32 protein-coding genes are annotated in these 23398 nt (G+C 73.6%); 17 read left to right on the forward strand and 15 right to left on the reverse strand.

Going from position 1 to position 23398, the window contains the following annotated elements; translation table 11 throughout:
* The first annotated feature begins 21 nt into the window (after nucleotides 1-21).
* Nucleotides 22-480 carry a peroxiredoxin gene (locus tag C8054_RS17505; protein WP_306766820.1) on the forward strand — a complete coding sequence of 153 codons (459 nt, stop codon included), beginning with the start codon at nucleotides 22-24 and terminating at the stop codon, nucleotides 478-480.
* A gap of 67 nt (nucleotides 481-547) precedes the next feature.
* On the forward strand, nucleotides 548-1228 hold the full coding sequence (locus C8054_RS17510; protein WP_107157865.1) for a hypothetical protein: 681 nt from the start codon (nucleotides 548-550) through the stop codon (nucleotides 1226-1228).
* Between the two features lie 79 nt (nucleotides 1229-1307).
* On the opposite strand, the gene cydB is transcribed toward C8054_RS17510, so the two are convergent.
* Nucleotides 1308-2306, reverse strand: coding sequence for a cytochrome d ubiquinol oxidase subunit II (gene cydB / locus C8054_RS17515; protein WP_107157866.1), 999 nt, complete (start codon nucleotides 2304-2306; stop codon nucleotides 1308-1310).
* 15 nt (nucleotides 2307-2321) lie between these two features.
* On the reverse strand, nucleotides 2322-3734 hold the full coding sequence (locus tag C8054_RS17520; RefSeq protein ID WP_107157867.1) for a cytochrome ubiquinol oxidase subunit I: 1413 nt from the start codon (nucleotides 3732-3734) through the stop codon (nucleotides 2322-2324).
* Nucleotides 3735-3882: 148 nt separating this feature from the next.
* On the opposite strand from C8054_RS17520, the gene C8054_RS17525 reads away from it, so the two are divergent.
* Both C8054_RS17525 and C8054_RS17530 read left to right on the forward strand, forming a co-directional pair.
* Nucleotides 3883-4653: a 1-acyl-sn-glycerol-3-phosphate acyltransferase gene (locus C8054_RS17525; protein WP_107157868.1), complete on the forward strand. Its 771-nt coding sequence runs from the start codon at nucleotides 3883-3885 to the stop codon at nucleotides 4651-4653.
* Between the two features lie 42 nt (nucleotides 4654-4695).
* On the forward strand, nucleotides 4696-5538 hold the full coding sequence (locus tag C8054_RS17530) for an SDR family NAD(P)-dependent oxidoreductase (protein WP_107157869.1): 843 nt from the start codon (nucleotides 4696-4698) through the stop codon (nucleotides 5536-5538).
* Between the two features lie 23 nt (nucleotides 5539-5561).
* Here the strand turns inward: C8054_RS17530 and C8054_RS17535 are convergent, their stop codons facing one another.
* Entirely contained in the window at nucleotides 5562-5930 is a 369-nt protein-coding gene (locus C8054_RS17535) for a DUF4180 domain-containing protein (protein WP_107157870.1), read from the reverse strand.
* Nucleotides 5923-6372 carry a helix-turn-helix domain-containing protein gene (locus C8054_RS17540; RefSeq protein WP_233219688.1) on the reverse strand — a complete coding sequence of 150 codons (450 nt, stop codon included), beginning with the start codon at nucleotides 6370-6372 and terminating at the stop codon, nucleotides 5923-5925. Before C8054_RS17540 ends, C8054_RS17535 begins: the two co-directional genes overlap by 8 nt.
* A gap of 88 nt (nucleotides 6373-6460) precedes the next feature.
* On the opposite strand from C8054_RS17540, the gene C8054_RS17545 reads away from it, so the two are divergent.
* From C8054_RS17545 to C8054_RS17555, 3 genes are all read left to right on the forward strand, one after another.
* The gene (locus C8054_RS17545; RefSeq protein ID WP_107157872.1) at nucleotides 6461-7228 is read left to right on the forward strand and encodes a glycerophosphodiester phosphodiesterase; all 768 of its coding nucleotides are present in this window, start codon (nucleotides 6461-6463) and stop codon (nucleotides 7226-7228) included.
* A gap of 19 nt (nucleotides 7229-7247) precedes the next feature.
* Nucleotides 7248-8639 carry an MFS transporter gene (locus C8054_RS17550; protein ID WP_107157873.1) on the forward strand — a complete coding sequence of 464 codons (1392 nt, stop codon included), beginning with the start codon at nucleotides 7248-7250 and terminating at the stop codon, nucleotides 8637-8639.
* Nucleotides 8640-8746: 107 nt separating this feature from the next.
* On the forward strand, nucleotides 8747-9421 hold the full coding sequence (locus C8054_RS17555) for a thymidine kinase (protein ID WP_233219693.1): 675 nt from the start codon (nucleotides 8747-8749) through the stop codon (nucleotides 9419-9421).
* A 3-nt stretch (nucleotides 9422-9424) separates the two neighbouring features.
* Here C8054_RS17555 and C8054_RS17560 read toward each other — a convergent pair whose 3' ends face one another.
* Entirely contained in the window at nucleotides 9425-9883 is a 459-nt protein-coding gene (locus C8054_RS17560) for a hypothetical protein (RefSeq protein WP_107157875.1), read from the reverse strand.
* 100 nt (nucleotides 9884-9983) lie between these two features.
* On the opposite strand from C8054_RS17560, the gene C8054_RS17565 reads away from it, so the two are divergent.
* Entirely contained in the window at nucleotides 9984-10358 is a 375-nt protein-coding gene (locus tag C8054_RS17565; RefSeq protein ID WP_107157876.1) for a VOC family protein, read from the forward strand.
* A gap of 7 nt (nucleotides 10359-10365) precedes the next feature.
* Here the strand turns inward: C8054_RS17565 and C8054_RS17570 are convergent, their stop codons facing one another.
* Both C8054_RS17570 and C8054_RS17575 read right to left on the reverse strand, forming a co-directional pair.
* Complete coding sequence (locus C8054_RS17570) at nucleotides 10366-11211, reverse strand: LLM class flavin-dependent oxidoreductase (RefSeq protein WP_107157877.1); 846 nt, start codon at nucleotides 11209-11211, stop codon at nucleotides 10366-10368.
* A gap of 29 nt (nucleotides 11212-11240) precedes the next feature.
* Nucleotides 11241-12227 (reverse strand): tyrosine-type recombinase/integrase, encoded by a 987-nt coding sequence (locus tag C8054_RS17575; RefSeq protein WP_107157878.1) that lies wholly within the window; start codon nucleotides 12225-12227, stop codon nucleotides 11241-11243.
* Nucleotides 12228-12309: 82 nt separating this feature from the next.
* Between C8054_RS17575 and C8054_RS17580 the strand changes: the two genes are divergently transcribed.
* Nucleotides 12310-13332, forward strand: coding sequence for a YafY family protein (locus tag C8054_RS17580; protein WP_107157879.1), 1023 nt, complete (start codon nucleotides 12310-12312; stop codon nucleotides 13330-13332).
* Nucleotides 13333-13339: 7 nt separating this feature from the next.
* Here the strand turns inward: C8054_RS17580 and C8054_RS17585 are convergent, their stop codons facing one another.
* The 4 genes from C8054_RS17585 to C8054_RS17600 all read right to left on the reverse strand — a co-directional run bounded on the left by C8054_RS17585 (nucleotide 13340) and on the right by C8054_RS17600 (nucleotide 15702).
* Nucleotides 13340-13774 carry an Hsp20/alpha crystallin family protein gene (locus C8054_RS17585; RefSeq protein ID WP_107157880.1) on the reverse strand — a complete coding sequence of 145 codons (435 nt, stop codon included), beginning with the start codon at nucleotides 13772-13774 and terminating at the stop codon, nucleotides 13340-13342.
* A gap of 151 nt (nucleotides 13775-13925) precedes the next feature.
* A complete protein-coding gene (locus C8054_RS17590; protein ID WP_107157881.1) occupies nucleotides 13926-14435 on the reverse strand; it encodes a DUF2087 domain-containing protein in 510 nt (169 codons plus the stop codon).
* 132 nt (nucleotides 14436-14567) lie between these two features.
* A complete protein-coding gene (locus tag C8054_RS17595; protein ID WP_107157882.1) occupies nucleotides 14568-15134 on the reverse strand; it encodes a cysteine hydrolase family protein in 567 nt (188 codons plus the stop codon).
* A 79-nt stretch (nucleotides 15135-15213) separates the two neighbouring features.
* Nucleotides 15214-15702 (reverse strand): GNAT family N-acetyltransferase, encoded by a 489-nt coding sequence (locus C8054_RS17600; RefSeq protein ID WP_107157883.1) that lies wholly within the window; start codon nucleotides 15700-15702, stop codon nucleotides 15214-15216.
* An 89-nt stretch (nucleotides 15703-15791) separates the two neighbouring features.
* On the opposite strand from C8054_RS17600, the gene C8054_RS17605 reads away from it, so the two are divergent.
* The 4 genes from C8054_RS17605 (at nucleotide 15792) to C8054_RS17620 (ending at nucleotide 17843) form a co-directional block, all read left to right on the forward strand.
* A complete protein-coding gene (locus tag C8054_RS17605) occupies nucleotides 15792-16610 on the forward strand; it encodes a TIGR04222 domain-containing membrane protein (protein WP_107157884.1) in 819 nt (272 codons plus the stop codon).
* Nucleotides 16611-16653: 43 nt separating this feature from the next.
* Complete coding sequence (locus C8054_RS17610; RefSeq protein WP_199199810.1) at nucleotides 16654-16959, forward strand: hypothetical protein; 306 nt, start codon at nucleotides 16654-16656, stop codon at nucleotides 16957-16959.
* Between the two features lie 40 nt (nucleotides 16960-16999).
* Nucleotides 17000-17308 (forward strand): hypothetical protein, encoded by a 309-nt coding sequence (locus C8054_RS17615; RefSeq protein WP_107157885.1) that lies wholly within the window; start codon nucleotides 17000-17002, stop codon nucleotides 17306-17308.
* Between the two features lie 76 nt (nucleotides 17309-17384).
* Nucleotides 17385-17843, forward strand: coding sequence for an HNH endonuclease (locus tag C8054_RS17620; RefSeq protein ID WP_107157886.1), 459 nt, complete (start codon nucleotides 17385-17387; stop codon nucleotides 17841-17843).
* Nucleotides 17844-17858: 15 nt separating this feature from the next.
* Here the strand turns inward: C8054_RS17620 and C8054_RS17625 are convergent, their stop codons facing one another.
* Nucleotides 17859-18257 (reverse strand): NUDIX domain-containing protein, encoded by a 399-nt coding sequence (locus C8054_RS17625; RefSeq protein WP_107157915.1) that lies wholly within the window; start codon nucleotides 18255-18257, stop codon nucleotides 17859-17861.
* Between the two features lie 425 nt (nucleotides 18258-18682).
* Here C8054_RS17625 and C8054_RS17630 point away from each other — a divergent pair, with 425 nt between their 5' ends.
* From C8054_RS17630 to C8054_RS17640, 3 genes are all read left to right on the forward strand, one after another.
* Nucleotides 18683-19225: a DUF1062 domain-containing protein gene (locus tag C8054_RS17630; RefSeq protein ID WP_233219689.1), complete on the forward strand. Its 543-nt coding sequence runs from the start codon at nucleotides 18683-18685 to the stop codon at nucleotides 19223-19225.
* 204 nt (nucleotides 19226-19429) lie between these two features.
* Nucleotides 19430-20110 (forward strand): class I SAM-dependent methyltransferase, encoded by a 681-nt coding sequence (locus C8054_RS17635; protein ID WP_233219690.1) that lies wholly within the window; start codon nucleotides 19430-19432, stop codon nucleotides 20108-20110.
* A 32-nt stretch (nucleotides 20111-20142) separates the two neighbouring features.
* Nucleotides 20143-20709, forward strand: a complete 567-nt coding sequence (locus tag C8054_RS17640) for a hypothetical protein (protein WP_107157888.1) — start codon at nucleotides 20143-20145, stop codon at nucleotides 20707-20709.
* Between the two features lie 13 nt (nucleotides 20710-20722).
* On the opposite strand, the gene C8054_RS17645 is transcribed toward C8054_RS17640, so the two are convergent.
* The gene (locus C8054_RS17645) at nucleotides 20723-21604 is read right to left on the reverse strand and encodes an NAD(P)H-binding protein (RefSeq protein ID WP_233219691.1); all 882 of its coding nucleotides are present in this window, start codon (nucleotides 21602-21604) and stop codon (nucleotides 20723-20725) included.
* Nucleotides 21605-21667: 63 nt separating this feature from the next.
* Between C8054_RS17645 and C8054_RS17650 the strand changes: the two genes are divergently transcribed.
* Entirely contained in the window at nucleotides 21668-22282 is a 615-nt protein-coding gene (locus tag C8054_RS17650; protein WP_107157889.1) for a TetR/AcrR family transcriptional regulator, read from the forward strand.
* A gap of 94 nt (nucleotides 22283-22376) precedes the next feature.
* On the opposite strand, the gene C8054_RS17655 is transcribed toward C8054_RS17650, so the two are convergent.
* Together C8054_RS17655 and C8054_RS17660 are read right to left on the reverse strand one after the other, a co-directional pair.
* Nucleotides 22377-23036, reverse strand: a complete 660-nt coding sequence (locus C8054_RS17655; protein WP_233219692.1) for a nucleotidyl transferase AbiEii/AbiGii toxin family protein — start codon at nucleotides 23034-23036, stop codon at nucleotides 22377-22379.
* Nucleotides 23036-23392 (reverse strand): hypothetical protein, encoded by a 357-nt coding sequence (locus tag C8054_RS17660; protein ID WP_107157890.1) that lies wholly within the window; start codon nucleotides 23390-23392, stop codon nucleotides 23036-23038. Before C8054_RS17660 ends, C8054_RS17655 begins: the two co-directional genes overlap by 1 nt.
* Nucleotides 23393-23398 lie beyond the last annotated feature (6 nt).

Below are 23398 nucleotides of genomic sequence, written 5' to 3' on the forward strand. Positions count from 1 at the left end.
GCGAGGCTCGGGAGGTATGTGGTGGGTGTGGGTGTCGGTGACCTGGTCGAGGATTTCACGCTGCCGGATCAGACGGGTGCGCCGCGGCGGTTGTCGGAGTTCCTGGCCGCCGGGCCGGTGGTGCTGTTTTTCTATCCGGCGGCGATGACGTGGGGGTGCACGGCGGAGAGCTGTCATTTCCGGGACCTGGCGGCGGAGTTCGCGGCGGTGGGCGCGTCGCGGGTGGGGATCAGCCGGGACCCGGTGGAGCGGCAGGCGGAGTTCGCCAGCCGGCACGGTTTCGACTATCCGTTGTTGTCCGACGTCGACGGCGCGGTGGCGGCGGCGTTCGGGGTGCGGCGGCGGTTGCCGCTGGGCGCGTTGAGCACCCGGCGGATGACGTTCGTGATCGGCCCGGACCGGCGGGTGCTGGCGGTGGTGCACAGCGAGGTGAGCATGAACGCGCACGCCGACGCGGCGTTGCGGGCGCTCGGGGGTTGACCGTCGGGCTGTCGTGCCGGCCTGGTATCAAGGGCGGCAATCAAACAGGTGTACGGAAGAGGGCGTGATGGCGGTTCAGGGGTTGTCCACTGACGAGGTACAGCAGATCCGTGAGTCGTTGGCGGCGGGCCGGAAGCCGCGGGTGGTGTTCACCGAGGCGGCCGGGCAGATGGCCGGGCAGCTCGGGCAGGTGGTGGAGTTGACCGACCCGGCGGCGTCGGAGGAGTTCGTGGTGGTGCGGTTCGGCCGCGACGAGTTGCCCTTCTCCCCCGCCGACGTGGCGGTCGCGCCGAAGGGCGCCGGGCGGCGGCCGGTCGTCGAGGCGAAGCCGGAGCCGGAGGTGGCCGAGCCGGCGGCGCCGGAGTTCGTGTTGGACACGCCGCGGGTGCCGACGCCGCGTCGGGAGGAACCGAAGGTGGAGCAGCCGGCGGAGTCGAAGCCGGCGAAGCGGGCGGTGAAGGCCGCGAAGCCGAAGGCGCCGGCGGGGCTGACGGTGACGTTGGCGTACGCCGAGGGCGAGTGGACGGTGGCGGCGCAGCAGGGCGCGAAGGCCCTCGCCCGGCCGTACGTGGTGAAGCCGGCGGAGGCGCTGCGGATGGTGGCGTTGGTGGACGTGCCGGGGGTGCAGGAGGCGGTGGAGCAGATCCTGGGCGCGGAGCGGGCCGAGGCGGAACAGCAGGCGGAGAAGCTGCGCGCGGAGCTGGCGGAGATCGAGGCGCGGCTGGCGGAGCTGCGCGAGGCGCGCTGAGCGGGGCCCCTGGACACCCCGCGGGGCCGGTGCGACCCCCTCGCACCGGCCCCGCGCCACCCCTGCGCCCGCAGGTCCATCAGTGTTGCGGAATGTTCTGTACCCCGATTCGGCGGCGGAACACCCAGTAGGTCCAACCTTGGTAGGCGAGCACGATCGGAGTGAACACCACCGCCACCCACGTCATGATTTTCAGGGTGTACGGGGTGGACGCGGCGTTGGTGGCGGTGAGCGTGCCGGCCGGGTCGAGCGTGGACGGCAGGACGTTCGGGAACAGCGCGGCGAACAGGGTGGCCACGGCCAGGGCGATGGCCAGCGCGGTGCCGGTGAACGCCCAGCCCTCGCGGCGTACCCGCGCCGCGGCGAGGCCGCCGAGCAGGGCGAGGGCGGCGCCGACGGCGAGCACGACGGCGGCGGCGTTGGCGCGGATGGTCAGCGACCAGCCGAGGAACGCCACGGCGGCCACGGCGGTGCCGACGCCGAGCTTGACGGCGAGGGCGCCGGCGCGCTGCCGGATGTCGCCGGTGGTCTTGAGCGCGAGGAACACCGCGCCGTGGGTGGCGAACAGGCCGAGCGTGGTCAGGCCGCCGAGCAGCGCGTAGGGGTGCAGCAGGTCGAGCAGGCCGCCGACGTATTCGTGGTCGGCGTCGAGGGGGACGCCGCGGAAGATGTTGGCGAACGCGACGCCCCACAGCACGGCCGGGATCGCCGAACCCCAGAAGATGGCCTGGTCCCAGCGGCGTTTCCAGGACGCCTCGGGGCGCTTGTGGCGGTATTCGAAGGCGACGCCGCGGGCGATGAGGGCGAGCAGGATGAGCAGCAGCGGCAGGTAGAAGCCGGAGAACAGGGTGGCGTACCACTCGGGGAACGCGGCGAACATGGCGCCGCCGGCGGTGATCAGCCAGACCTCGTTGCCGTCCCAGACGGGGCCGATGGTGTTGATCAGGACGCGGCGTTGCCGGTCGCCGCGGCCGAGCACGGGCAGCAGCATGCCGACGCCGAAGTCGAAGCCTTCGAGGATGAAGTAGCCGGTGAACAGCACGGCCACGAGGAGAAACCAGACGGTGGTCAGTTCCACGGTGGGGCTCCGGGGTCAGTAGGCGAACGCGAGCGGGCGCTCGGCGTCGTCGGTGTCGTCGTCGGCGGGTCGGTCGCTGACGTCGGGTACGCCGGCGCGGGCGTAGCGGACCAGCAGTTTGAACTCGATCACCGCGAGGGTGGCGTAGATGAGGGTGAAGGCGGTGAAGGAGGTGAGCACCTCGGTGAGGGAGACGCTGCGGGACACGCCGTTGCGGGTGAGCATCTCGCCGAACACGATCCAGGGTTGGCGGCCCATCTCGGTGAAGATCCAGCCGAAGGAGTTGGCCAGCAGCGGCAGTACCGGCATGACCAGGCCGGCGCGCAGCAGCCAGCGGCTGGTGGGGGTGCGGCCCTTGCGGTGGCTCCAGAGCACCAGCAGCGCGATGGCGGCGGCGGCCAGACCGAAGCCGATCATGAAGCGGAAGCTCCAGTAGGTGACCGGGATGATCGGGGCGTAGTTGCCGGGGCCGTACTGGCTGGCGTACTGGGCCTGGAGGTCGTTGATGCCCTGCACGGTGCCGTTGGGGTCGCCGGTGCCGAGGAACGACAGCAGGTAGGGGATCTTGAGGGCGAAGACCTCGCGGCTGCCGTCGAGGCTGCCGACGGTGAGCACGGAGAACGAGGCGGGGCTCTCGGTGGTGTAGAGGCCCTCGGCGGCGGCCATCTTCATCGGCTGCACCTCGGTCATGATCTTGCCTTGGATGTCGCCGGTGAGCACGACGAGGGTGGCGGAGACCAGAACCACCCAGGAGCCGAACTTCGTGGCGAAGCGGTAGGCGCCGGTGTCGGCGCTGCCGCGGTTGCGCATCACGTGCCACAGCCCGACGGTGACCACGAGGGATCCGGCGACCAGGAACGATCCGGCGAGGGTGTGGGGGAAGGTGACCAGCGCGACCTTGTTGGTGAGTACGGCGACGAAGTCGGTCAGTTCGGCGCGGCCGCTGTCGGGGTTGATGCGGAACCCGACCGGGTTCTGCATGAAGGAGTTGGCGGCGAGGATGAAGTAGGCGGACAGGTTGGTGCCGATCGCGGCGGCCCAGATCGCGGCCAGGTGCAGGCGTTTGGGCAGCCGGTCCCAGCCGAAGATCCACAGGCCGATGAACGTGGATTCGAGGAAGAACGCGACGAGGGCCTCGATGGCCAGGGGCGCGCCGAAGATGTCGCCGACGAAGCGGGAGTAGTCGCTCCAGTTCATGCCGAACTGGAACTCCTGCACGATGCCGGTGACGACGCCCATGGCGAAGTTGATGAGGAACAGCTTGCCGTAGAACTTGGTGAGTTTGAGGTACCGCTCGTTGCCGGTGCGGTGCCACATGGTCTGCAGGATGGCGACCAGCACGGACAGGCCGATGGTCAGCGGCACGAACAGGAAGTGGTAGACGGTGGTGACACCGAACTGCCAGCGGGCGACGTCCAACGCGTCCACCTGAGAACCCCCAGCCTTCTTACTACGAGACGTAGTAAATACTACTCGGTGTCGTAGAAAAATTTTCAGGGCCGCAGGGCCCGAACCGACCCGGGACCAATGACCCTGATCACCTCCACCGGCGCGGCCGTGCGACCATCCAGCACTGATGGACACCTCCCCCTGGCGCGCGCCGCTGCTGTGGCGCGGCGCGCAGACGCTCGCCCGGGCCGCCGTCGCGCTGATCGGCCGCCTGGAGGTCACCGGCGACGTACCGCAGGCGCTGCGCCGCGGGCCGCTGATCCTGGCCGCCAACCACATCAGCCCGTTCGACCCGGTGGTGCTCGCCGCCGCCTGCCGCCTCCGGCGCGTCGCCCCCCGGATCATGGCCACCGGCGGGCTGTTCCGGGCCCCGGTGCTCGGGCCGCTGATGCGCCACGCCGGGCACATCCGCGTCGACCGCGGCACCACCGCCGTGCACCGCTCGCTGGAGATCGCCGCTGAGGCGGTCGCCGGCGGGTCGGTGGTGCTCGTCTACCCGGAGGGACGCATCGGGCTGGCCCCCGGCATGTGGCCCGAACGTGGCAAGACCGGCGCGGCCCGCCTCGCGTTCGCCAGCGGCGCCGCCGTCGTCCCGGTCGCCCAGTGGGGCTCGCACGAGGTCCTGCCGTACCGGGCGCCGAAGGGCATGCTGCGCGGCCTGGCCCGGGCGCTCGTCCGCCGCCCGGTCGTCCGGGTGCACTTCGGCGCCCCGGTGGCCCTGGCCGACCTGGATCCGGGCGCGCCCGGCGCGGCGCGCCGCGCCACCGACCGGATCATCGACGCGATCACCGACGACCTGGCCCCGCTGCGCCCGCACGAGCCCGACGGGCCCCGCCACGTCGACCCCGGCCGGCCGGTCGACCCGAGCCGCGCGCACCGCCGGCACCGGAGGGGTTGAATTGCCCGCGCGGCACCGGCGCGGGGTGAGACCGTGGCAGACGTGAACGCTCCCGTCGTGCTGATCACCGGCACGTCCACCGGCATCGGCCTGGCCACCGCCGTGGGCGCGGCCCGCGCCGGCTGGCGCACCGTCGCCACGCTGCGCGACCCCGACCGCGCCGGCCCGCTGCGCGCCGCCGCCGACGCCGCCGGGGTCGGCGACCTGCTGGAGGTACGCCGGCTCGACGTGGTCGACGAGTCCTCGGTGACCGCCTGCGTGGCCGACGTGGTGGCCCGGCACGGCCGGCTCGACGCGGTGGTCAACAACGCCGGCGCCGGCCACGTGGGCACGCTGGAACGGGAGACCGTCGACGACGTCCGGGCCGTGCTGGAGGTCAACTTCTTCGGCGTCCTGCACGTCACCCGTGCCGCGCTGCCGCACCTGCGCGCCGCGAACGGGCGGCTGATCACGGTGACCAGTGTCGGCGGGGTGGTCGGGCAGCCGTTCAACGAGGCGTACTGCGCGGCGAAGTTCGCCGTCGAGGGGTTCATGGAGTCCCTGGCGCCGGTGGCGGCCACCGTCGGGGTGAGTGTCTGCGTGGTCGAGCCCGGCGCGGTGGCCAGCGAGTTCGTCGCCAACGTCGGGATCGACGCGGACACCGCGGTGGCCGCCGCCGGGCCGTACGGGCCGGCGCTGCGGGCGTACCTCGGTCGCAGCGCCGCCGCGTTCGCCGCCGCCCAGTCGCCGGCCGAGGCCGCCGCGGCGGTGGTGGCGACACTGACCGACCCGGAACCCGCGCCCCGCGTGCAGACCTCCCCCGCCGCCCGCCAGTTCGTCGCCGTCAAACTCGCCGACACCGACGGCCTGGCCGTGACCACCCTGACCGCCGACTGGCTGCGCTGACCGTCCCCGCCCCCGGGTGGGGGCTACGGGGCGGCGGCCAGGCGCGCGTCCAGGGCGGCCAGGTCCGGGACGAACCACACCTGGTCGTGGCGGTTGGACTCGGCGACCAGGGCGCGCAGCGCGCCGCTGGCGGCCAGGTGCGCGGAGATGTCCCCGACCACCACCAGGCGCAGCCGGTAGTTGACGAACTTCTGCATGACCTCCCCGGCGAAGCGGGTGCCCAGCGTGAAGAAGCTCGGGTCGAGCCGGGCGGCGGGCACCGCCACCACCGTGGCGCCGGCGAACGCCGCGCCGATCAGCTCCAGCGCGTCGGCCTCGGTGACGATCGGCGGGCCGGTCGGGTCGCAGACCAGCACCGTGACGCCGGCGCGCTCGCGCAACTCGTCAGCCACGGTCGGCCTCCTTCCCGGCGAGCAGACCGTTGTCGCCGTCGAGCACCGCGTCGAGCAGGCGCAGCAGCTCGGCGGTGGCGCCGAGGTCACCCAGGATGATGATCTTCATGCGGTGTCGCTCCTCGTCGTGGACCGTCTGCACGCGCAGCGGACGGTCCGGGTCGGGGTGGGTGGTGACGCCGGCCAGCACCAGCGTGGCGAGCCGGTCGGCGGCGGCCCGGTCGACGCCGTCGAGCGCCACGATGCTCGACACCTCCGCCGCCGGGCCGGCCGCTCGCGCGGGCCGGCCGGTGAACGCGTCGAGGTCGGCGCGGGCGATCCGGTACTGCTTGCCGATCCGTGTCGCGGGCAGCCGGCCGGCGCGGATGTAGCCGCGGACCGTGCGCACGTGCAGCCCGAGCCGCGCCGCGACCTGCTCCACCGAGTACATGTCGTTACCCATCGCACCCTATGCTAGCGGCTACAGGTAACGATAGGGAATTTCACCGGCCGGACACCCGCCGGCCGTCTCGGCCCGGCATACTGCCGGCGTGCAGCCCCGTCACGGCTACCTCGACGCGCCCGCGCCGCTGGCCTTCGCCCATCGCGGCGGCGCGGCCGACGGCGACGAGAACACCGCCGCCGCGTTCGCCCGCGCGGTCGCGCTGGGTTACCGGTACGTGGAGACCGACGTGCACGCCACCGCCGACGGTGTGCCGGTGGTCTTCCACGACCCGACGCTGCGCCGCGTCACCGGCGAGGCCGGGCGCATCGCCGACCTGCGCTTCGCCGACCTCGCCTCGGTACGCGTCGGCGGCGCCGCCCTGGTGCCCCGCCTCGACGACGTGCTCGGCGCCTGGCCGCAGGTCCGGTTCAACGTCGACGTCAAGGCCGACGCCGGGGTGGCGCCGACCGTCGAGGCGGTGGTGCGGGCCGGCGCCGGCGACCGGGTGCTGCTCGCCTCGTTCAGCGACGCCCGGCTGACCCGGCTACGCGCCCTGGCCGGCCCGACGGTCGCCACCAGCCTCGGCATGCGCGGCGTGGCCCGACTGCGGATGGCCTCCCTGCACGGCCGGCCGCTGCGACTGCCGCCGTCCGTGGCCGCCGCCCAGGTCCCGGTCTCGTACGGGGGGATCCCGGTGGTCGACCGGCGGTTCCTCGCCTACTGCCACCGCATCGGGTTGCAGGTGCACGTCTGGACGATCGACGAACCCGCCCGGATGCACCAGTTACTTGATCTTGGGGTGGATGGCATCATGACCGATCACGTCGGCGTGCTCCGCGACGTCTACCGCAGCCGCGGCCACTGGGCCGCCTGAACCCCCGAGGACCGCCCCGATGGCCGAAACGGTCACCCCCGCCGTCGCCGAGCCCACACCCCCGGGCAGCACCCGCCGCGAACGCACCGGCTGGTACCTCTACGACTGGGCCAACTCGGCGTTCCAGACCACCGTCATCACGGTCTTCCTCGGGCCGTTCCTGACCACCGTCACCGAGCTGGCCGCCGGCTGCGAGCTGGGCGCCGACCGTTGCGACGGCGTGGTGCACCCGCTGGGCATCCGCGTCGCCGCCGGCTCCTACTACCCGTACCTGATCTCGCTGTCGGTCTTCCTGACCGTGTTCGTGCTGCCCGTCGTCGGCGCGATCGCCGACCGGTCCGCGCACAAGAAGCGGCTGCTGGCCGCCGCCGCGTTCACCGGCGCCGGCGCGACCGTCGCGTTCGCGTTCGTCACCGGCGAGCGGTACCTGCTCGGCGGCGTGCTGTTCCTCATCGCGAACATCTCCTTCGGCGCCGCCGTGGTCGTCTACAACTCGTTCCTGCCGCAGCTCGGCGGCCCGGACGACCGCGACGCCATCTCCAGCCGCGGCTGGGCCATCGGCTACCTCGGCGGCGGGCTGCTGCTCGCGCTCAACCTGGTCGCCGTCACCGCGCTCAGCGAGGAGGGCAACGCCCAGCGCACCCTCGACCTGGCCCGCTGGTCGATCGTCTCGGCCGGCGTGTGGTGGGCCGCGTTCACCCTGCTGCCGCTGCGCTGGCTGCGCGAACGCCCACCGGTCGCCGTGCCGCTCGGCGGCGGCAACGTGCTCACCGACGGGTTCCGGCAACTCGGCCGCACGCTGCGCGAGGTCAAGGCGTACCCGCTGACGCTGTTCTTCCTGCTCGCGTTCCTGGTGTTCAACGACGGCATCCAGACCGTCATCACCCTCGCCAGCCAGTACGGCACCGAGGAGTTGCGGCTGGAGCAGAGCACCCTGATCGTGACCATCCTGCTGGTGCAGTTCCTCGCCTTCGGCGGCGCGCTCGCCCTCGGCGCGCTCGCCCGACGCATCGGCGCCTGGAAGACGGTGCTGCTGTCGCTGGTGCTCTGGACCGGCGTGATCATCGCCGCGTTCCGGCTGCCCGCCGAGGCGCCGGTGCCGTTCATGATCCTCGGCGGCTGCATCGGGTTGGTGCTCGGCGGCAGCCAGGCACTGAGCCGCTCGCTGTTCAGCCAGCTCATCCCCGCCGGCAAGGAAGGCGAGTACTACGGCTTCTACGAGATCAGCGACAAGGGCACCAGCTGGCTCGGCCCGCTCGCGTTCGGCCTGGTGTTCCAGCTCACCTCGTCCTACCGGGTGGGCCTGGTGTCGCTGCTGATCTTCTTCGTGGTCGGCTTCGCGCTGCTGGCCGCCGTGCCGATGCGCCGGGCCATCATCGCCGCCGGCAACACCCCGCCCCGGGTGCTCTGAGCGCACCCGGGCGATCATCGCGGCCGGTATCCGGCGGCGTCGATCGGCTAGGCTGCCGCGACGTGACCGACGACGCCGCTGCCGCCCCGACCTGCCTGGCCCGCCCCCTGCCGGGCCCCGGCGACGACCGTGCCGGCGGCTGCGCCGCCGCCCGGGGCGTCGACGGCCGGCCGCTGCACGCCGCCGCGCTGAAGTTCTTCTGGGGGCCGATGGACTGCGGCAAGTCCACCATGGCGTTGCAGATGAACTACAACCACGCCCGGCAGGGCCGCCGCGGCCTGGTCACCACCCGCATCGACCGCTCGCTGGGCCCGCAGGTCACCACCCGCATCGGCCTGGCCCACGAGGCCATCGAGGTCACCGACGGACTCGACCTGCGCGACCTGGTCCGCGACGCGTGGGCCGAGAGGGTACGCGTCGACTACCTGATCTGCGACGAGGCGTCCTTCTACGACCTGGACCACGTCGAGCAGATGGCCGAGCTGGTCGACAAGTTCGACGTCGACGTCTACGCCTTCGGCCTGGCCACCGACTTCCGCTCCTGCCTGTTCCCGGCCGCGCAGCGACTGTTCGAGCTGGCCGACGAGGTGGCCCGCATCCAGGTCGAGGTGCTGTGCTGGTGCGGCCGGGAAGGGCTGCTCAACGCCCGGGTCGTCGACGGCCGGGTGGTCCGCGAGGGCGCGCAGGTCGTCATCGGCGACACCGTCGACACCGCCGACGTCCGCTACCAGGTGCTGTGCCGCCGGCACTACCGCTCCGGCGACCTGGGCCCGCGCGCCTGAGGCTCAGAACGGGTCCCCGCACACCCGCCAGCCGCCTTCCTCCGGCACCACCGGCAACTCCCGCTCCTCGCTGCCGCCGCCGTCACGGTTCAACCGCACCAGCACCGTGCCGCGTGGCCGACCCGCCCGGGTCGACACCGACACGTCGACGATCTCGTAGCCGCTGACCAGCGGCGGGGTCCGCACCCAACTGCCGAACCCGGCCTGACTCCACCGGCTGCGCGCCTCGGCGCACAACCGCCCGTACGCCCGGTCGGTGTCGCCGGCGGCGACGTCCCGGAAGAACCCGTCCGCGGTCTCCCGCACCGGCCCGTCGGCCTGGAGCACCACCTGCGCGTTCCACACCGCCAGCCCGGCCACCCCGATCAGGCAGGTGCCCAGCCCGAGCACGGCGACCAGCACACCCGCGCGCATCGGCCGGCGACGCCGGGCCGGTCGGTGCCACACCTGCTGACTGCCCATCACCACCGACGGTAGGCAACCGGCGACCGGCGCGCAGCCGGTTACGCAGGCCCCCGGTACCTGACAGCAGATGACAGGTACCGGCGGCAGACTGCCCGGCATGACGACGCACGCCGACCTCGCGATGGTCAACCTCGACAGTTCCGACCCGGCCGCCCACGCGGCGTTCTACGGCCACGCCCTCGGCTGGGAGATCACCCACAGCGAGGCCGAGTACGCCATGATCACCTCCTCCGGCGGCACGTCGATCGGGTTCGGGCTGGTGCCCGGCTACACGCCGCCGGCCTGGCCGGACCCGACCGGCGTCAAGCGCTACCACCTGGACCTGACCGTCGACGACGTGGCGGACGCGGAACGGGACCTGGTGGCGGCCGGCGCGACCCGGCCCGAGCACCAGCCCGGCGGCGGACGCTGGACCGTGCTGCTCGACCCGATCGGGCAACCGTTCTGCCTCTGCCCGCGCCGCCCGGAGTGAGACCGGCTCAGCGCAGCGGGCCGCGGGCGACCGCGGCCCGCATCGCGGCCGGGTCACCGGCGGGCACGTACTCCAACCACCAGGTGGCACCCGCCGCCGCCAGGTCGGCCAGGTAGGCGCGCTCGGCGCGCTCGTCGGCCCGCCGCCGCCGGCCACCGACCGCCACGTCGAACGGCGCACCGTCGGCGCGCGTCGCCGGCAGCGCGGCGACCAGGTCGGCCACCTCGTCGGCGGTGAAGTCGGACCAGCCGTCGGTGTCGGTCAGCTTGTAGGGCACGATCCCGTCGGCCCGGGCCGCCCGCCGCAGCACCGCCCTGGCCTGGGTGCTGCCGCCGACCCAGACCGGCACCCGGGGCGACTGCACCGGCGCCGGCCGCAGCGCCACGCCCTCGGCGCGGTAGTGCCCGCCCCGATGGGTGACCCGCTCGCCGCCGAGCAGCGCGACCAGCAGGTCCAGGCCCTCGTCGAGCATCGCGGCGCGGGTCTTGACGTCGGTCGGCTCGCCGAACGCGGCCAGCCCCCGGTCGGCCGGATCGCCGAGACCGACCGCGACGCCGGCCCGACCGCCGGAGAGGTGGTCGAGGGTGAGCACCTCCCGGGCCAGCTTCGCCGGGCGCCGCCGGGGCAGCGCGGTCACCGTGGTGCCCAGCCGGACCCGCTCGGTGCGCCCGGCCACCGCCGCCAGCACCAGCCACGGGTCCCAGGTCGGCGGGTCGTCGCCGGCGTGGTGGATGAGGTAGTCCTCCAGGAAGACGCCGTCCCAGCCGGAGCGCTCGGCCAACTCGCCGAGCGCGACCAGGTCGCCGACCGTCACCGAGGCGCCGCCGCAGGAGATCTCCAGGCCGTGTCGCATCCCGGCACCCTACGGCCCGGGTCCGACGCTCAGCCGCGCCGGCGGGCGCGGGCGGCCCAGATCGCGTACGCCGGGTCGCGGTCCAGGTTGTGCCGGTCCCGGTCGTAGCGACGGGTGGTCCGTGGGTCGGCGTGACCCATCGCGTCCTGCACGTCCTCCAACGGCACGCCCTCCGAGCGGGCCGTGGTGGCGAACGCGTGCCGCAGCGAGTGCGGCGACAACCGCGCCCAGGCCGCGATCCCGGCGCTCTGCGCCAGCCGGCGCACCAGCCGGAACACGGCGTGCCGGTCCAGTCGCCCGCCGGTCGCGGTGACCAGCAGCGGGCCGGTCAGCTGCGGCACCGTGACGCCCTGGGCGGCGGCCCGGTCCGCCAGGTAGGCGTCCAGCGCGTACGCGGTGCCGGGGGTGAGCGCGCGACGGCGTACCTTGCCGCCCTTGCCGACGAAGCGGACACTGCGGTGACCGCGCTCCGCGCCCAGGTCGGCCAGGTCCAGCGAGACCAGCTCGCCGACCCGCAGGCCCAGGTCGGCCAGGAGCGCGAGGGTGGCCCGGTTGCGGGCGGCGGTCGGGCCGGTGTCCGCCTCGGCGGCGGCCAGCAGCGCGTCGACCTCGTCCGGGCTGAGACCGACGGTGGCGGAGTGGTCCCGGTCGACCCGGGGCCGGTCGGCCGCGGCGACCGGATTGGCCGGCACCGCGCCCAGCTTGACCAGGAAGTCGTACCAGCTCGACAGCGCGGACAGCCGGCGCGCCACGGTGGCCGGCGTCAGCGGGCGGCCGTCGCGTCCACGCGGGGTGGACTCCAGATCCCGGCCGTACGCGTTGACGTCGAGGAAGGTGACCCGTAGCGGCTCCAGGCCCCGTTCGGCGCACCAGCGCAGCCAGCCTGTCACGTCCCGCCGGTACGCGTCGCGGGTGTGCTCGGACAGCCGCCGGTTGCGCAGCCACGCCTCGGTGAAGTCGGCCGGAGCGCCGGACACGGCGACACGGGCGCGGGGCAGGACCTCGGGACGCAACATGCGAGAAAGGTTCTCAGTCGGCGGCGCGTTTCGCGACGAGGCGCGCCGCGACCGGATCACCGGCAGGGGTTACCGTCGTGCGGTGCGCGCCAGTCGGCTGGTCTCCCTGCTGCTGCTCCTGCAGGCCCGGGGGCGGATGACCGCCCAGGAACTCGCCGACGCCCTGGAGGTGTCGGTGCGGACCGTCTACCGCGACGTCGAGTCGCTCGGCGCCGCCGGCGTCCCGGTGTACGCCGACCGCGGCCCGGCCGGCGGCTACCGGCTGCTGGCCGGCTACCGCACCCGACTCACCGGGCTGACCGGTCCGGAGGTCGAGGCGCTGTTCCTCGCCGGCCTGCCCGGGCCCGCCGCGGAGCTGGGCCTGGCGAGCACGGTGGCCGCGGCCGAGCTGAAGGTGCGCGCCGCGCTGCCGGAGGAACTCGCCGACCGCAGCGGCCGGCTGCGGCACCGGTTCCACCTGGACGCGCCCGGCTGGTTCCGGCACCCGGAGGACACCCCGCACCTGGCCACGCTGGCCGGCGCGGTGTGGGAGGACCGGATGGTCCGGCTGCGCTACCGGCGTTGGCGCGCCCCACGGGAGGTGACCCGGCTGGTCGCCCCGCTCGGCGTGGTGCTCAAGGCCGGCCGTTGGTACCTGGTGGCCCGGTGCGAGGAGCAGGTCCGCACCTACCGGGTCGGCGCGGTGCTCGACGCGGTGGTCACCGACGAGCGGCACCAGCGCCCGGACGGCTTCGACCTGGCCGCCTACTGGCGGGAGTGGACCGCCCGGTACGAGCGCGACGTCTACCGCGGCGAGGCGCGTATCCGGCTCAGCACGGCCGCGTTGGAGTTCATGCCCTACGTCTTTCCGCCGGAGATGGCGCGGGCGGCCCGGGCGGCGGCCGGCGAACCCGGCCCGGACGGCTGGCGGGAGACAACCGTGCCGATCGAGTCGACGCGGCACGCCCACGCCGAGTTGCTCAAGCTCGGCGCCGAGGTGGAGGTGCTGGCCCCGGCGGAGCTGCGGGACCGGTTCACCGCCACGGCGCGCGCGCTGACCCGGCTCTACCCGTCGGACGCCGACGCGGGGGCGGCCGGCGCTCCGGTCTCCCCCGCGTCGGCGTGACGCGCGTTCAGACGGTGGTGAGCTGCCGGTGCCCGTTGCCCTCCGCGGTCGAGGTGACCGCGATCCGGCGCGGCTTGGCCCGCTCGGCGATCGGGATGCGCAGCGTCAGCACCCCGTTGTCGTAGCCTGCCTCCAGCCGGTCGGTGTCCAGCGTGTCGCCCAGGAACAGCTGCCGGGTGAACGTGCCCATCGGACGTTCGGCGGCGACCAGCTCGATGTTCTCGCCGGTGGGGCGACGTCGCTCGGCGCGGACGGTCAGCACGTTGCGCTCGACGGTGCAGTCGATGCTGTCCGGGTCCACGCCGGGCAGGTCGAAGGCGGCGTAGAAGTGGTCGCCGTCGCGGTAGGCGTCCAGGTGCATCACGGCCGGCCGGGCGGTGGTGCCGAAGAACTGCTCGGCGATCCGGTCGATCTCGCGGAACGGGTCGGTACGCATCAACATGGTCCTGCCTCCTCGGTTCTCCTGGCCCAAGGTCTCGACTTGAGTCGAAGTGACTCAACTTCCGGTTTCTGTTTTAGCGCGGCGGCACGCCGTCGTCAACCTCCACCGGCCGCTCCCCGGAAACGGCGATCGGGGCTCACGGCCCGGTCCGTCAGTAGACGCCCTGCTCGCGGGTGAGCAGCACGTCGTCGACGAGATAGCGGCGCAGCGTGACGTGGTCCGCCGCACCGCCTTCGCACCAGGGGCGCAGCGCCTCGTCCACCAGCCGCTCCGGGTAGCGCCGCCCGGGCTCGAAGGTGCGCTCGGTGATGTGCTCCAGCAGCACCCGGCGGCGAGCGCGCTGCGCCGGCAGCCGGATCAGCGCGCCGTCGCGCAGGAACGTACGCAGGATCGTCTCGCGCCGGTCGGCCGGCGGGAGGGCCGGCGACGACGCCCCGGCCCGGGCGAACTCGCGCAGCCGTTCACCGTCGACGCGCAGGTCGTCGGCGTCGGTCAGCACACCGGCGTCGGTGAGCCGGCGCACGGCGGTGGCGACGTCGCGGGCCGGCAGGCCGGTGCGCGCCACCACGGACGCGACGTCCCGGGCGCCGAGCACGATCGCGGCGAACACGGCCCGGCGACGCTCGTCGGCGAGCGCCCCCGCGAGAGCTTGAGCGGTCATGACCGGCAGCCTGCCAGCAGCCACCGGGCACGGCCAGGCGTTTTCCCCGACCGCATCGGAGGTGGGCGGTTCCGGACCGGCCACGCCACGACGGCTCGGCCGCCGGTCAGGACCGGACGGCTGGGCCGCCGGTCAGGCCGGGACGGCGGCGGTGAAGTCGACGTCGGCGGTGTCGACCGTGCCGGCGCGGCGGCCCGGCGCGCGCTGGAAGCCCCAGTAGAGGTTGGTGTGCGCGATCACCTGCGCCGGCGGGGGCGCGCCGTAGGCCGACAGGTCCTCGGTGGTGTGCGCGTCGGCGACCAGCGTGACGTCGTAGCCGCGGGTGAACGCGCCGTGCAGGGTGGAACGGACACAGGCGTCGGTCTGCGCGCCGGTCACGACGAGCCGCCCGACACCCTCGGCGGCGAGCACCTGCTCCAGGTCGGTGGCCTCGAACGAGTCGCCGTAGGCCTTGTGCACGAGCGCCTCGTCGTCGCGGCGCACCAGCTCCGGCACGATCCGCCACTGCGCACTGCCGGTGGGCAGCTCCTCGCTGCGATGCTGCACCCAGACCACCGGGACGCCGGCCGCGCGGGCGCGCTCGACCAGGGCGGCGATGTTCGCGACCACCCGGTCCCGGTCGTGGGCGCCGCGCACCACGCCGTTCTGCACGTCGACGACGAGCAGCGCGATGCGGGGGCGGTCGGTGAGCGTGGTCATGACGAGGCTCCTTCGACGGCGGCGATCCCCGCCAACCTAACGACGGCCCCCGACACTTTCGCCGCACACCGCGCAGCGGTCACAGGAAACGGTGCATGACGTGCAGGCCCACCCGGCCCAGGGTGGGATGGGCGAACGCCTCCGGCACGGTGCCGACCACCGTGAAGCCGAGCCGCCGGTAGAGCCGCACCGCCACGGTGTTGGTCTCCACCACGGCGTTGAACTGCATCGCGGCGAAACCGGCCCGACGGGCCCAGTCCACCGCCTCCTCGCACAGCGCCCGGCCCACGCCACGACCCCGCGCGTCCGCGGCCACCAGGAAACTCGCGGTCGCCACGTGCGCACCCGGGCCCGGCCGGTTGGCGCCCATCTTGGCGCTGCCGAGCACGACACCGTCGTCGTCCACCGCCACCGAGGTGCGCCCCGGCGGGCGTTCCACCCACACCTCGCGCGCCACCCCGGCCGACCAGGTCGGATCGTAGGCGAACGTGTCCCCGGCGGTGATGACGCCCGCAAGGATCGGCCAGACCTGACCCCAGTCGGCGTCGACGTGCTCCCGGATGCGCATCGTCGGCACGCTAGCCCGGCGGCGTCGCGCGCGGCCACCCGTTTCCACCCGCCCCCGCCCCGGATCACCGTACCGCCATACTTGTCGCCATGCTCTGGGGTGTCAGCGGACCGGTCTTCCTCCTCGACTACCTGGGCGCGGTCGCCGTGGCCGTCGCGGTCGCCGTGGCGGCACGCGAGCTGACCGGCCGCCGGGCCCGGGGCGCGACACCCGACCGGGTCGAGTTGGCGTACCTCACCGACCGGGCGCTGCTGGCCTGCCAGGTGGGCGTGGCCGCGCTGCGCCGCGCCGGCGGGGTGACCGTCGGGGAACTCGCCACCCTGCACGCCGACGGTCCACCACCGTCCCGGCCGCCGGCCCTGGTCCGCGCCCTGCACACCGCGCTGCGCCACCCGCAGACCTGGGCCGCCGTGCTGGCCGACCCCGACGTCGCGCGGGCGCTGCGCCGGATGGTCGGCCGGCTGGTCCGCGACGGCTGGCTGCTCACCCGTGGCCAGCGCCGCCGGGTCGCCCTGGGCACGCTGCCGCTGTTCCTGGTCGCCGCCGTCGGGGTGACCCGGCTGGTGGACAGCGCGGTCGAGGGTCGCACCGCTGGCGGACCCGCCTCGGTCGCCGGGCTGCTGCTCTGCTGCCTGGCCACCGCGCTGGGCGGCTGGTGGCTGACCGAGGTGCCGGAGACCGGCGCCGCCGCCCGGCGTCTGCTGCGCCGGCTGCGCCGCGAGCACGCCGACCTCGACCCCGAACGCCGTCCCACCTGGCAGGGGCGGGACACCGACGCGTTGCTCACCGCCATGGCGCTGTTCGGTCCGCGACCGCTGCTCGCCGTCGACCCGGCCTTCGCCGTGCAGGTCGGCGTCGACCCGGAACGCGACCGGCCGCGACCGCAACGCAAGCTCGCCCGCCGCTGAACGCACACCCTCGACGGGCGGCGCGGGGCATCGATGCGGCAGAGTGACCCCACGACCGCGACCTGGAGGTGACCCGTGGACGGCCCGACCGGGGTGGTGTTCCCCGCGACCACCGACGGCCGGCGCGCACCGCTTCGGCGTCGAGGTGTTCGAGCCGGCCACCAGCAACACACTGATGGCCGCGCTGCTCGTGCACGACCTGCGCACCGGCGGCGGACCGACGCAGGAGCACCCGTGGCGGGACGAAGCGTACGCGGCGGCACACGGCGGGCTGTGGCGGATCCCGTACGCGCCGCGCAGCGCGCTCGGCCTGGCCGTGCTCCTCGGTCTCGGCGGGGCCCGGGCCTGAGGCGGGTTTCCTTGTCCTGAGCGGCGGGAAGGCTCCGCCCATGGCCGAGACATTCGCGAGCGAAGACCTGAAGACGCTGCGGTCCATGGCGCGCGGGGCCGGGATTCCGGAGGCCGAGCGCCTGTCGCACGACGACCTGGTCGAGGTGTTGCGCCGGGCCGGCCTGGCCGACGGCACCTCGGACGACTGGCCGGACCAGCCGATCGAGGACCCGGCACACCTGGCCGGGCTGCCCCGCAGCTCGCTGCGGCAGGGCGACGAGAGCACCGGCGGCCGGGCCGCCGCGGAGGCGATCGGCGCCCGGCCCGGTGAGTCCGGCACCGAGATCGACGACCGCACGCAGCGCTGACCGACGACGGCTGTGCGGGCCGCCGCCGGTCCGGCGGCGGCCCGCACGTCACGTCCCGCCGGCCTATGCTCGCCGGATGCTGTCTGAGGTGACCGGACTGTCCCGACACTTCACCGAGGAGTCCCTGCGGGCCCACCTGCTGGCCCGGTCGACCCGCACGCCCGGCGGCTGCCTGGTCGTGCGCGGTTACGGCAGCCGACGCGGGGTGCACCAGAAGGTGGCCGGTCGGGCGTGGGCGCACGTCGCCGCGTACGCGGTCTTCGTCGGTGGCTACCGGCCGGGCCTGGAGGTGCGGCACGACTGCGGCGTGCTCGACTGCATCGAGCCGACGCACCTGCGTCAGCTCAGCCGCGGCGACAACCGCCGCGAGCGGCGGCAGCAGCCGACGTGCCGCAACGGGCACGAGCGGGAGGTCGAGCCCGGCACCGACCGGTTCCGGAAGGTGTGCCGGCACTGCAACAGCGACGCCCAGCGGCGGTGGCGTGAGCGCCGCGCCGCCGAGGTGGCCGCCGCCAGGGCGGGTTACCGGCCCTGAGCCGCGATCCTGTCGTCAGCGAAGCTGATCGGCGCGGTGCAGGTGGTCGAAGATGATCTGGTCCACCGGGGAGACACGGTGCCGGTCGGCGTAGGTCAGCCAGGTGATCTCCTCGATCTCGTGGGCCGGCCGCAGGACGCCCCGGTAGTCGGCGGCGTAGCAGCGCATCCGCACGACGGTGCCGTCCGGATGTCCGTGCGCCTGGGCCTCGAACGCGCCGACGAACGCGGCGCTGTCCGGGTCGATGGTGACGCTGAGCTCCTCGCGGATCTCCCGCACGAGCGTGTCGAGGTCGCTCTCGCCAGCCTCCCGTTTGCCACCGGGCAGGTAGTGGACGTCCTTGCCGCGTGAGCGCGAACTGAGGATCGCGCCGTGCGCCAACCGGATCCAGGCGATCTTGTCGATGACGGTCACCGTGGTCTCCCCGCTGTTGTCGGTCCGCACCGGACGGTACGCGGGGCGATGACACCAGCTTGAATCCTTACGCACAAGAACTGTCATTATGGTGCATGGTCGTTTTGCGGCATTCGCCCGGCGGTATTGCTGGTTTGTCGTAACCGGTAATCCATTAATTGGCGGGGATAACCGGTTGAGCCGCTCATCCGTCTCTCCTAAGTTGCCTGGCACACCGAGGAGAGAGGACACGAGCCGCATGACCCCGCCCGCTCCGCGGATCTGACACGTTCCACCGCGCTCCGGAAGCCGACGCGTCCCGTCGGTTCCGCCGGGCTGCCCCCGCGCACCCCGGTTCCCGCGGCGTTCGAGGTCGCGCCTCATCGGCCTCGTGTCAGATCTAGACAGATCGGGTCTCGAAACTCATGTCCTCACCACCTCATGTCGTGCTGCCCTGGGTCGTCCGCCGGACCAGGCTGCCGCTGCTGTCGCGGCGCTGCGTGGACTGCCCGTCGGAGTCCGCCACCACCGGCGACGGCCGGTTCCGGGTCAACGCCAACGGCAAGCTGCTGGACGTGTGGCTGCTGGTCCGGTGCGTACGCTGCGACCGGACCAGCAAGCTCACCGTCCACGAACGCACGTCGGTCGGCTCCCTCGACCCGGCCGAGCTGCACGGCTACCACACCAACGACGCGCGGCTGGTGGCGTCCGCCCTGCTCGATCCGGCGTTCCGCCGGCGTAACCACGTCGTTCTCGACTGGACCGACGCGTGGCGGTTGGACGCCGTGCCGGTACCGCTCGGCGAGGCGTGGCCGATCCGGGTGGAGGTGGTGTTCCACGATCCGGTGCCGGTACGCCCGGACCGGCTCGTCGCCCGTGGGCTGGGCCTCAGCCGGACCGAGGTCCAGCGCCGGGTCAAGTGCGACGTGCCGGTCCGGCGGACGAGGAACACCGTCTTCACGTTCACGCTGATGTCCGTGGACTGCTGACCGGGACCGGTCGCGGCGGGCCGGTGCCCGCCGCGACCGGTACTACGGTGGCGTGGACATCGACCCGCTGCGACCGCTCGCCGCGCTCGACGAGAGGAACACCTGAATGCAGCAGCCCGACCACACCCGGCATTCCTCGTCGTTCGGGGCCGCGGCCACCGCATACGCCCAGCACCGCCCGGACTACGCACAGGACGCGGTCCGGTGGGCGCTGGAGACCGCCCCCGGCCCCCGGTGCTCGATCTCGGGGCCGGCACCGGCAAGCTGACCGCCACGCTCCAGGCGGTCGGCGCCGGCGTCACCGCCGTCGAGCCGGACCCGGCGATGCGGGCCGAGCTGCGCCGCGCGCTGCCGGATGTCCGCGCGCTGTCCGGCAGCGCCGAGGCGATCCCGCTGCCGGACGCGTCCGTCGACGCCGTGCTGGCCGGCAACGCCATGCACTGGTTCGACATGGCGGTGGCGGGCCCGGAGATCGCCCGGGTCCTCGCCCCCGGCGGTGTCCTGGCCGGCCTGTGGAACGTGCTGGACGACGAGGTGGACTGGGTCGCCGGCCTGGCCGAGGCCAGCGGCAACGCCGTCGTCGGCCCTCGCGACACGCCCGCGAGCTGGCGGGCCGAGACGGCGCGGATGCACCTGCCGGGCAACGGCGCGCCGGCCCGCTTCGACGCACCCGAGCAGGCCACGTTCCGACACGGGCAGCAGCGCACCGCCGACTCGCTGACCGCGACGCTCGCCACCCGAGCGGGCCTGCTGGTGATGCCGGCGGCGCAGCGACAGGCCACGCTCGACCGCATCCGGGCGTTCCTGGCCAGCCGGCCGGAGACCGCGCACGGTGAGTTCACGCTCCCGATGCGCACCTGCGTGCTGCGCGTCCGCCGACGGTGACGCCGCCCGCGGGGCCCTCCCACGGGTCCGGGATGACCGGCGCGGACGTCCGCGCCGCCGCCGCCGCGATGACCGCCGTGCTGCTACCGGCCGCCGGCCGGGACTGGACGGTACGCGCGGGCGACCTGGACTGGTCCTGCTGGACCACGACCGCGCACGTCGCGCACGACCTGGCCGGGTACGCCGGTCAGGTGGCCGGCCGCCCCACCGACGGCTACCTGCCGTTCGACCTGCGGGTCCACCCCGACGCCCCACCGGCGCGGGTGCTGACCGTGGCGACCGCCACCGCCGGGATGCTCGCCGCGCTGGTCGACACCGCCGACCCGGACGACCGGGGCTGGCACTGGGGGCCCTGCGACCCGGGCGGCTTCGCCGCGATGGGGGTGGCCGAGATCCTGCTGCACACCCATGACGTGACCCGCGGTCTCGACGTGCCCTGGTCACCGCCGGCCGGCCTGTGCGCCGGGGTGGTGCGACGGCTGTTCCCCGACGCGCCCGCCGGCGCGCCGGCGCCGGTGCTGCTCTGGCTGACCGGCCGGTCCCCGCTGGGCGACCGGCCGCGCCGGACGTCGTGGACGTGGCGGGCCGCGCTCGACTGAGGAGCAGGCCGGTTCAGGTCGCCGGGTCGCCCGGCGTGGTGAACGCGGTGACGTGGTCGGCAGCCCACTGACGGAACGTGCGCGCCGGCCTGCCGAGCAGGTGCGACACCGTGGTGGTGACGTGCGCCGGATGCCCCAGGGTGGCGCGCCACGCGGCCAGCAGCATGTCCACGGCGGGACGCGCGTCCTCCGGGGCCTGGCGACGGAACTCGTCGGGCGGCAGGTCCTCGAACGCGATCGGCCGGCCCAGGGCGGCGCCGATGAGGCTGACCTGTTCGGCCTGGCTGAGCGACTCAGGGCCGGTCAGGACGTGATCGCCGCCGGCGGGCCCGTTGTCGGACAGGATCCGCGCGACGACCGCGGCGACGTCCCGGTCGTCGACGGGGGCGGTCTCGGCCGCGCCGTACGGCCACCGGACCACCGCGTCGCGACGGATCGCCGGGGCCCACCAGTGCAGCGCGTTGGAGGCGAACATCCCCGGCCGGACGATCGTCGCGTCGAGACCGGTCGCCGCGATGAGCTGCTCGATGCGGGCGTGCAGCGTCGCCATCGGGTTCGGCTGCCGGAAGAACGGGTGTGGGGTGCGGTGTGGCGCGGACAGGTAGACGACCCGTCGCGGGTGGGCGGCCAGCCGGTCGACGACGGCGGACGCGGTGTGCGGCGGGGCGGTCCAGACCAGGAAGACGGCGCTGACGGCGGTCAGGGCCGCGTCGAGCGATTCGGGCACGGTGAGGTCGCCGGTGACGACCTCGACGGTGGTGGGCAGGGTGGCCGCCGACTCGGGGCGGCGGACGAGGGCACGGACCGGCACGCCCGCGTCGACCAGTTGATCGATCACGGCGCGCCCGATCCGGCCGGTCGCCCCGGTGACGAGCACCGCCTCTGTACGTTCCATGCCGACCATCGAACCGTTACTCGGTTAAAAACACAACCCGGTAACACTTGTTACCCTGACGCGGTGAGTGAGCCGGGTGGGCTACGGGCCCGCAAGAAGGCGCAGACCCGGGGCGCGATCGCCGACGCCGCGATCGCGCTGTTCCTGGCGCGCGGGTTCGAGCAGGTGTCGGTGTCCGACATCGCGGCGACGGCCGAGGTGTCGAAACCGACCCTGTTCCGCTACTTCGCGACCAAGGAGGACCTGATCCTGCACCGGTTCGCCGACCACAACGGCGAGGCCGCACGCGTGGTACGCGACCGTCCGCCCGACGTCGCGCCGATGACGGCGCTGCACCGGCACTTTCGGGCCGGCCTCGACCGCTTCGAGCCGGTGACCGGCCTCAACGATCACCCCCAGGTGGTGGAATTCCACCGGCTGGTGTTCGGCACGCCCAGCCTGGCCGCACGGCTCACGCAGTACCAGCTCGACGACGAGGAGGCGCTGGCCGCGGCCCTCGGCCCGGGCATCGGGCCCCGACTGCTGGCCGCCCAGGTGATCGCCGTGCACCGCGTGCTGGCGCGCGGCAACTGGCGGAAGATCGCCGACGGACGGCCCGCGCGCGAGGTCCACCCGGAGGCGGTCGTCGACGCGGACCGCGCCTTCGCCGGACTGGGCCGGGCGGCCGGCGAGTCCTGACGCGACCCACGGTGGGGCTCAGCGACGCCATCCCGGTGCGGAGGCGACGGCTGAGGCGCCAGGGTCGGCACACCGCCGAGCGCTGGCAGCGCAGCTATCCTCTGGGCCAGTCGGTGAAGGCCGCGCGAACCTCGTTGATCTGCGCGGGCGTGAGGCGGTAGAGCGCGAAGACGGTATCGGGTAGGCCGTCGAGCCGCCGTACAGAGTCGTGAATCTCGTCGTCTGTGATGTCGGGGTCTGCTTTGCGGGCGAGCACGATCAAATTCTGACGGTCGTAGCGGTCGAGAACTGCCGCGACGTCGATGTAGTCGCGCGGCTGCGCTCGTGTGATCATGGCAGCCCCCTTGGTGCCGACGACATCGTCGAGGTGGAGAACGGGTCCGATGTCGAGCACCACTGGGGTGCTGAAACGGGCGAAGCGGACGAGTTGCACGCGGACGGCCTGAGCGTTGCGGTGTACCTCGAACTCGACCATGTCCTGATCGAATCCGTAGAAGACCTCGTCGAGTTCGCTGGGATCAGTCATGGTCTCGACCTGGAGACCCGCATCGCACAAAGCGTCACGAATCAGTTCCGAGGCGGCGGTGACGCCGCCTTCGGTATCAGTGAAAAGATCGATGTCCTCGGTGGGCCGGGTGCCCAAGCCATGGGCGATCAGCGCTTGACCGCCGGCGAGAGCGAAGCCGTGGCGAGCGGCCGCGGCGAGCGCGATGCGGATGACCTCGTGCTGGAAGGGATCGGGGACTTGCGGCATCAGGCGGCGATGCCCCGGACGCGAAGCACATGATGGCGTTCCTCCCAGGCGCGGCGGACGCCGCGAGGCAGGTGCAGCGTGGGCCAGATCCGCGTGAGGGTCGGGCCGTGCAACCAGATCCGCAGTTCCTCGGGACGGACGGCCTCCGCCAGCACCGTCTCGTACATCCAGGCCAACAAGCCGGGCTCGTCGAGGTCGACGTGCCGGTCGGGCTGCCAGAACAGACGGTGCGGCAGCTCAACGATCCCGGTGGTCGGTCCGTTCAGTTCACTCAAATCAGCCGCCACGATCGCCCGGCGTCCCGGGCGGGCCTCATAGGGTCTTCGCGATTTGTGAACGGAGCCGATCGGGTCCATGCCGTA

It is taken from the genome of Micromonospora sp. RP3T (genome assembly GCF_003027925.1).
GTDB lineage: Bacteria > Actinomycetota > Actinomycetes > Mycobacteriales > Micromonosporaceae > Micromonospora.

What these genes read in the sequence shown, in the direction of transcription:
- C8054_RS17510 (WP_107157865.1), top strand. Translation starts at nt 548, where the DNA reads ATGGCGGTTCAGGGGTTGTCCACTGACGAGGTACAGCAGATCCGTGAG.
- C8054_RS17525 (WP_107157868.1), top strand. Translation starts at nt 3,883, where the DNA reads ATGGACACCTCCCCCTGGCGCGCGCCGCTGCTGTGGCGCGGCGCGCAG.
- C8054_RS17540 (WP_233219688.1), bottom strand. Translation starts at nt 6,372, where the DNA reads ATGGGTAACGACATGTACTCGGTGGAGCAGGTCGCGGCGCGGCTCGGG.
- C8054_RS17550 (WP_107157873.1), top strand. Translation starts at nt 7,248, where the DNA reads ATGGCCGAAACGGTCACCCCCGCCGTCGCCGAGCCCACACCCCCGGGC.
- C8054_RS17560 (WP_107157875.1), bottom strand. Translation starts at nt 9,883, where the DNA reads ATGGGCAGTCAGCAGGTGTGGCACCGACCGGCCCGGCGTCGCCGGCCG.
- C8054_RS17565 (WP_107157876.1), top strand. Translation starts at nt 9,984, where the DNA reads ATGACGACGCACGCCGACCTCGCGATGGTCAACCTCGACAGTTCCGAC.
- C8054_RS17570 (WP_107157877.1), bottom strand. Translation starts at nt 11,211, where the DNA reads ATGCGACACGGCCTGGAGATCTCCTGCGGCGGCGCCTCGGTGACGGTC.
- C8054_RS17575 (WP_107157878.1), bottom strand. Translation starts at nt 12,227, where the DNA reads ATGTTGCGTCCCGAGGTCCTGCCCCGCGCCCGTGTCGCCGTGTCCGGC.
- C8054_RS17585 (WP_107157880.1), bottom strand. Translation starts at nt 13,774, where the DNA reads ATGTTGATGCGTACCGACCCGTTCCGCGAGATCGACCGGATCGCCGAG.
- C8054_RS17590 (WP_107157881.1), bottom strand. Translation starts at nt 14,435, where the DNA reads ATGACCGCTCAAGCTCTCGCGGGGGCGCTCGCCGACGAGCGTCGCCGG.
- C8054_RS17595 (WP_107157882.1), bottom strand. Translation starts at nt 15,134, where the DNA reads ATGACCACGCTCACCGACCGCCCCCGCATCGCGCTGCTCGTCGTCGAC.
- C8054_RS17600 (WP_107157883.1), bottom strand. Translation starts at nt 15,702, where the DNA reads ATGCGCATCCGGGAGCACGTCGACGCCGACTGGGGTCAGGTCTGGCCG.
- C8054_RS17605 (WP_107157884.1), top strand. Translation starts at nt 15,792, where the DNA reads ATGCTCTGGGGTGTCAGCGGACCGGTCTTCCTCCTCGACTACCTGGGC.
- C8054_RS17615 (WP_107157885.1), top strand. Translation starts at nt 17,000, where the DNA reads ATGGCCGAGACATTCGCGAGCGAAGACCTGAAGACGCTGCGGTCCATG.
- C8054_RS17620 (WP_107157886.1), top strand. Translation starts at nt 17,385, where the DNA reads ATGCTGTCTGAGGTGACCGGACTGTCCCGACACTTCACCGAGGAGTCC.
- C8054_RS17640 (WP_107157888.1), top strand. Translation starts at nt 20,143, where the DNA reads ATGACCGGCGCGGACGTCCGCGCCGCCGCCGCCGCGATGACCGCCGTG.
- C8054_RS17645 (WP_233219691.1), bottom strand. Translation starts at nt 21,604, where the DNA reads ATGGAACGTACAGAGGCGGTGCTCGTCACCGGGGCGACCGGCCGGATC.
- C8054_RS17655 (WP_233219692.1), bottom strand. Translation starts at nt 23,036, where the DNA reads ATGCCGCAAGTCCCCGATCCCTTCCAGCACGAGGTCATCCGCATCGCG.
- C8054_RS17660 (WP_107157890.1), bottom strand. Translation starts at nt 23,392, where the DNA reads ATGGACCCGATCGGCTCCGTTCACAAATCGCGAAGACCCTATGAGGCC.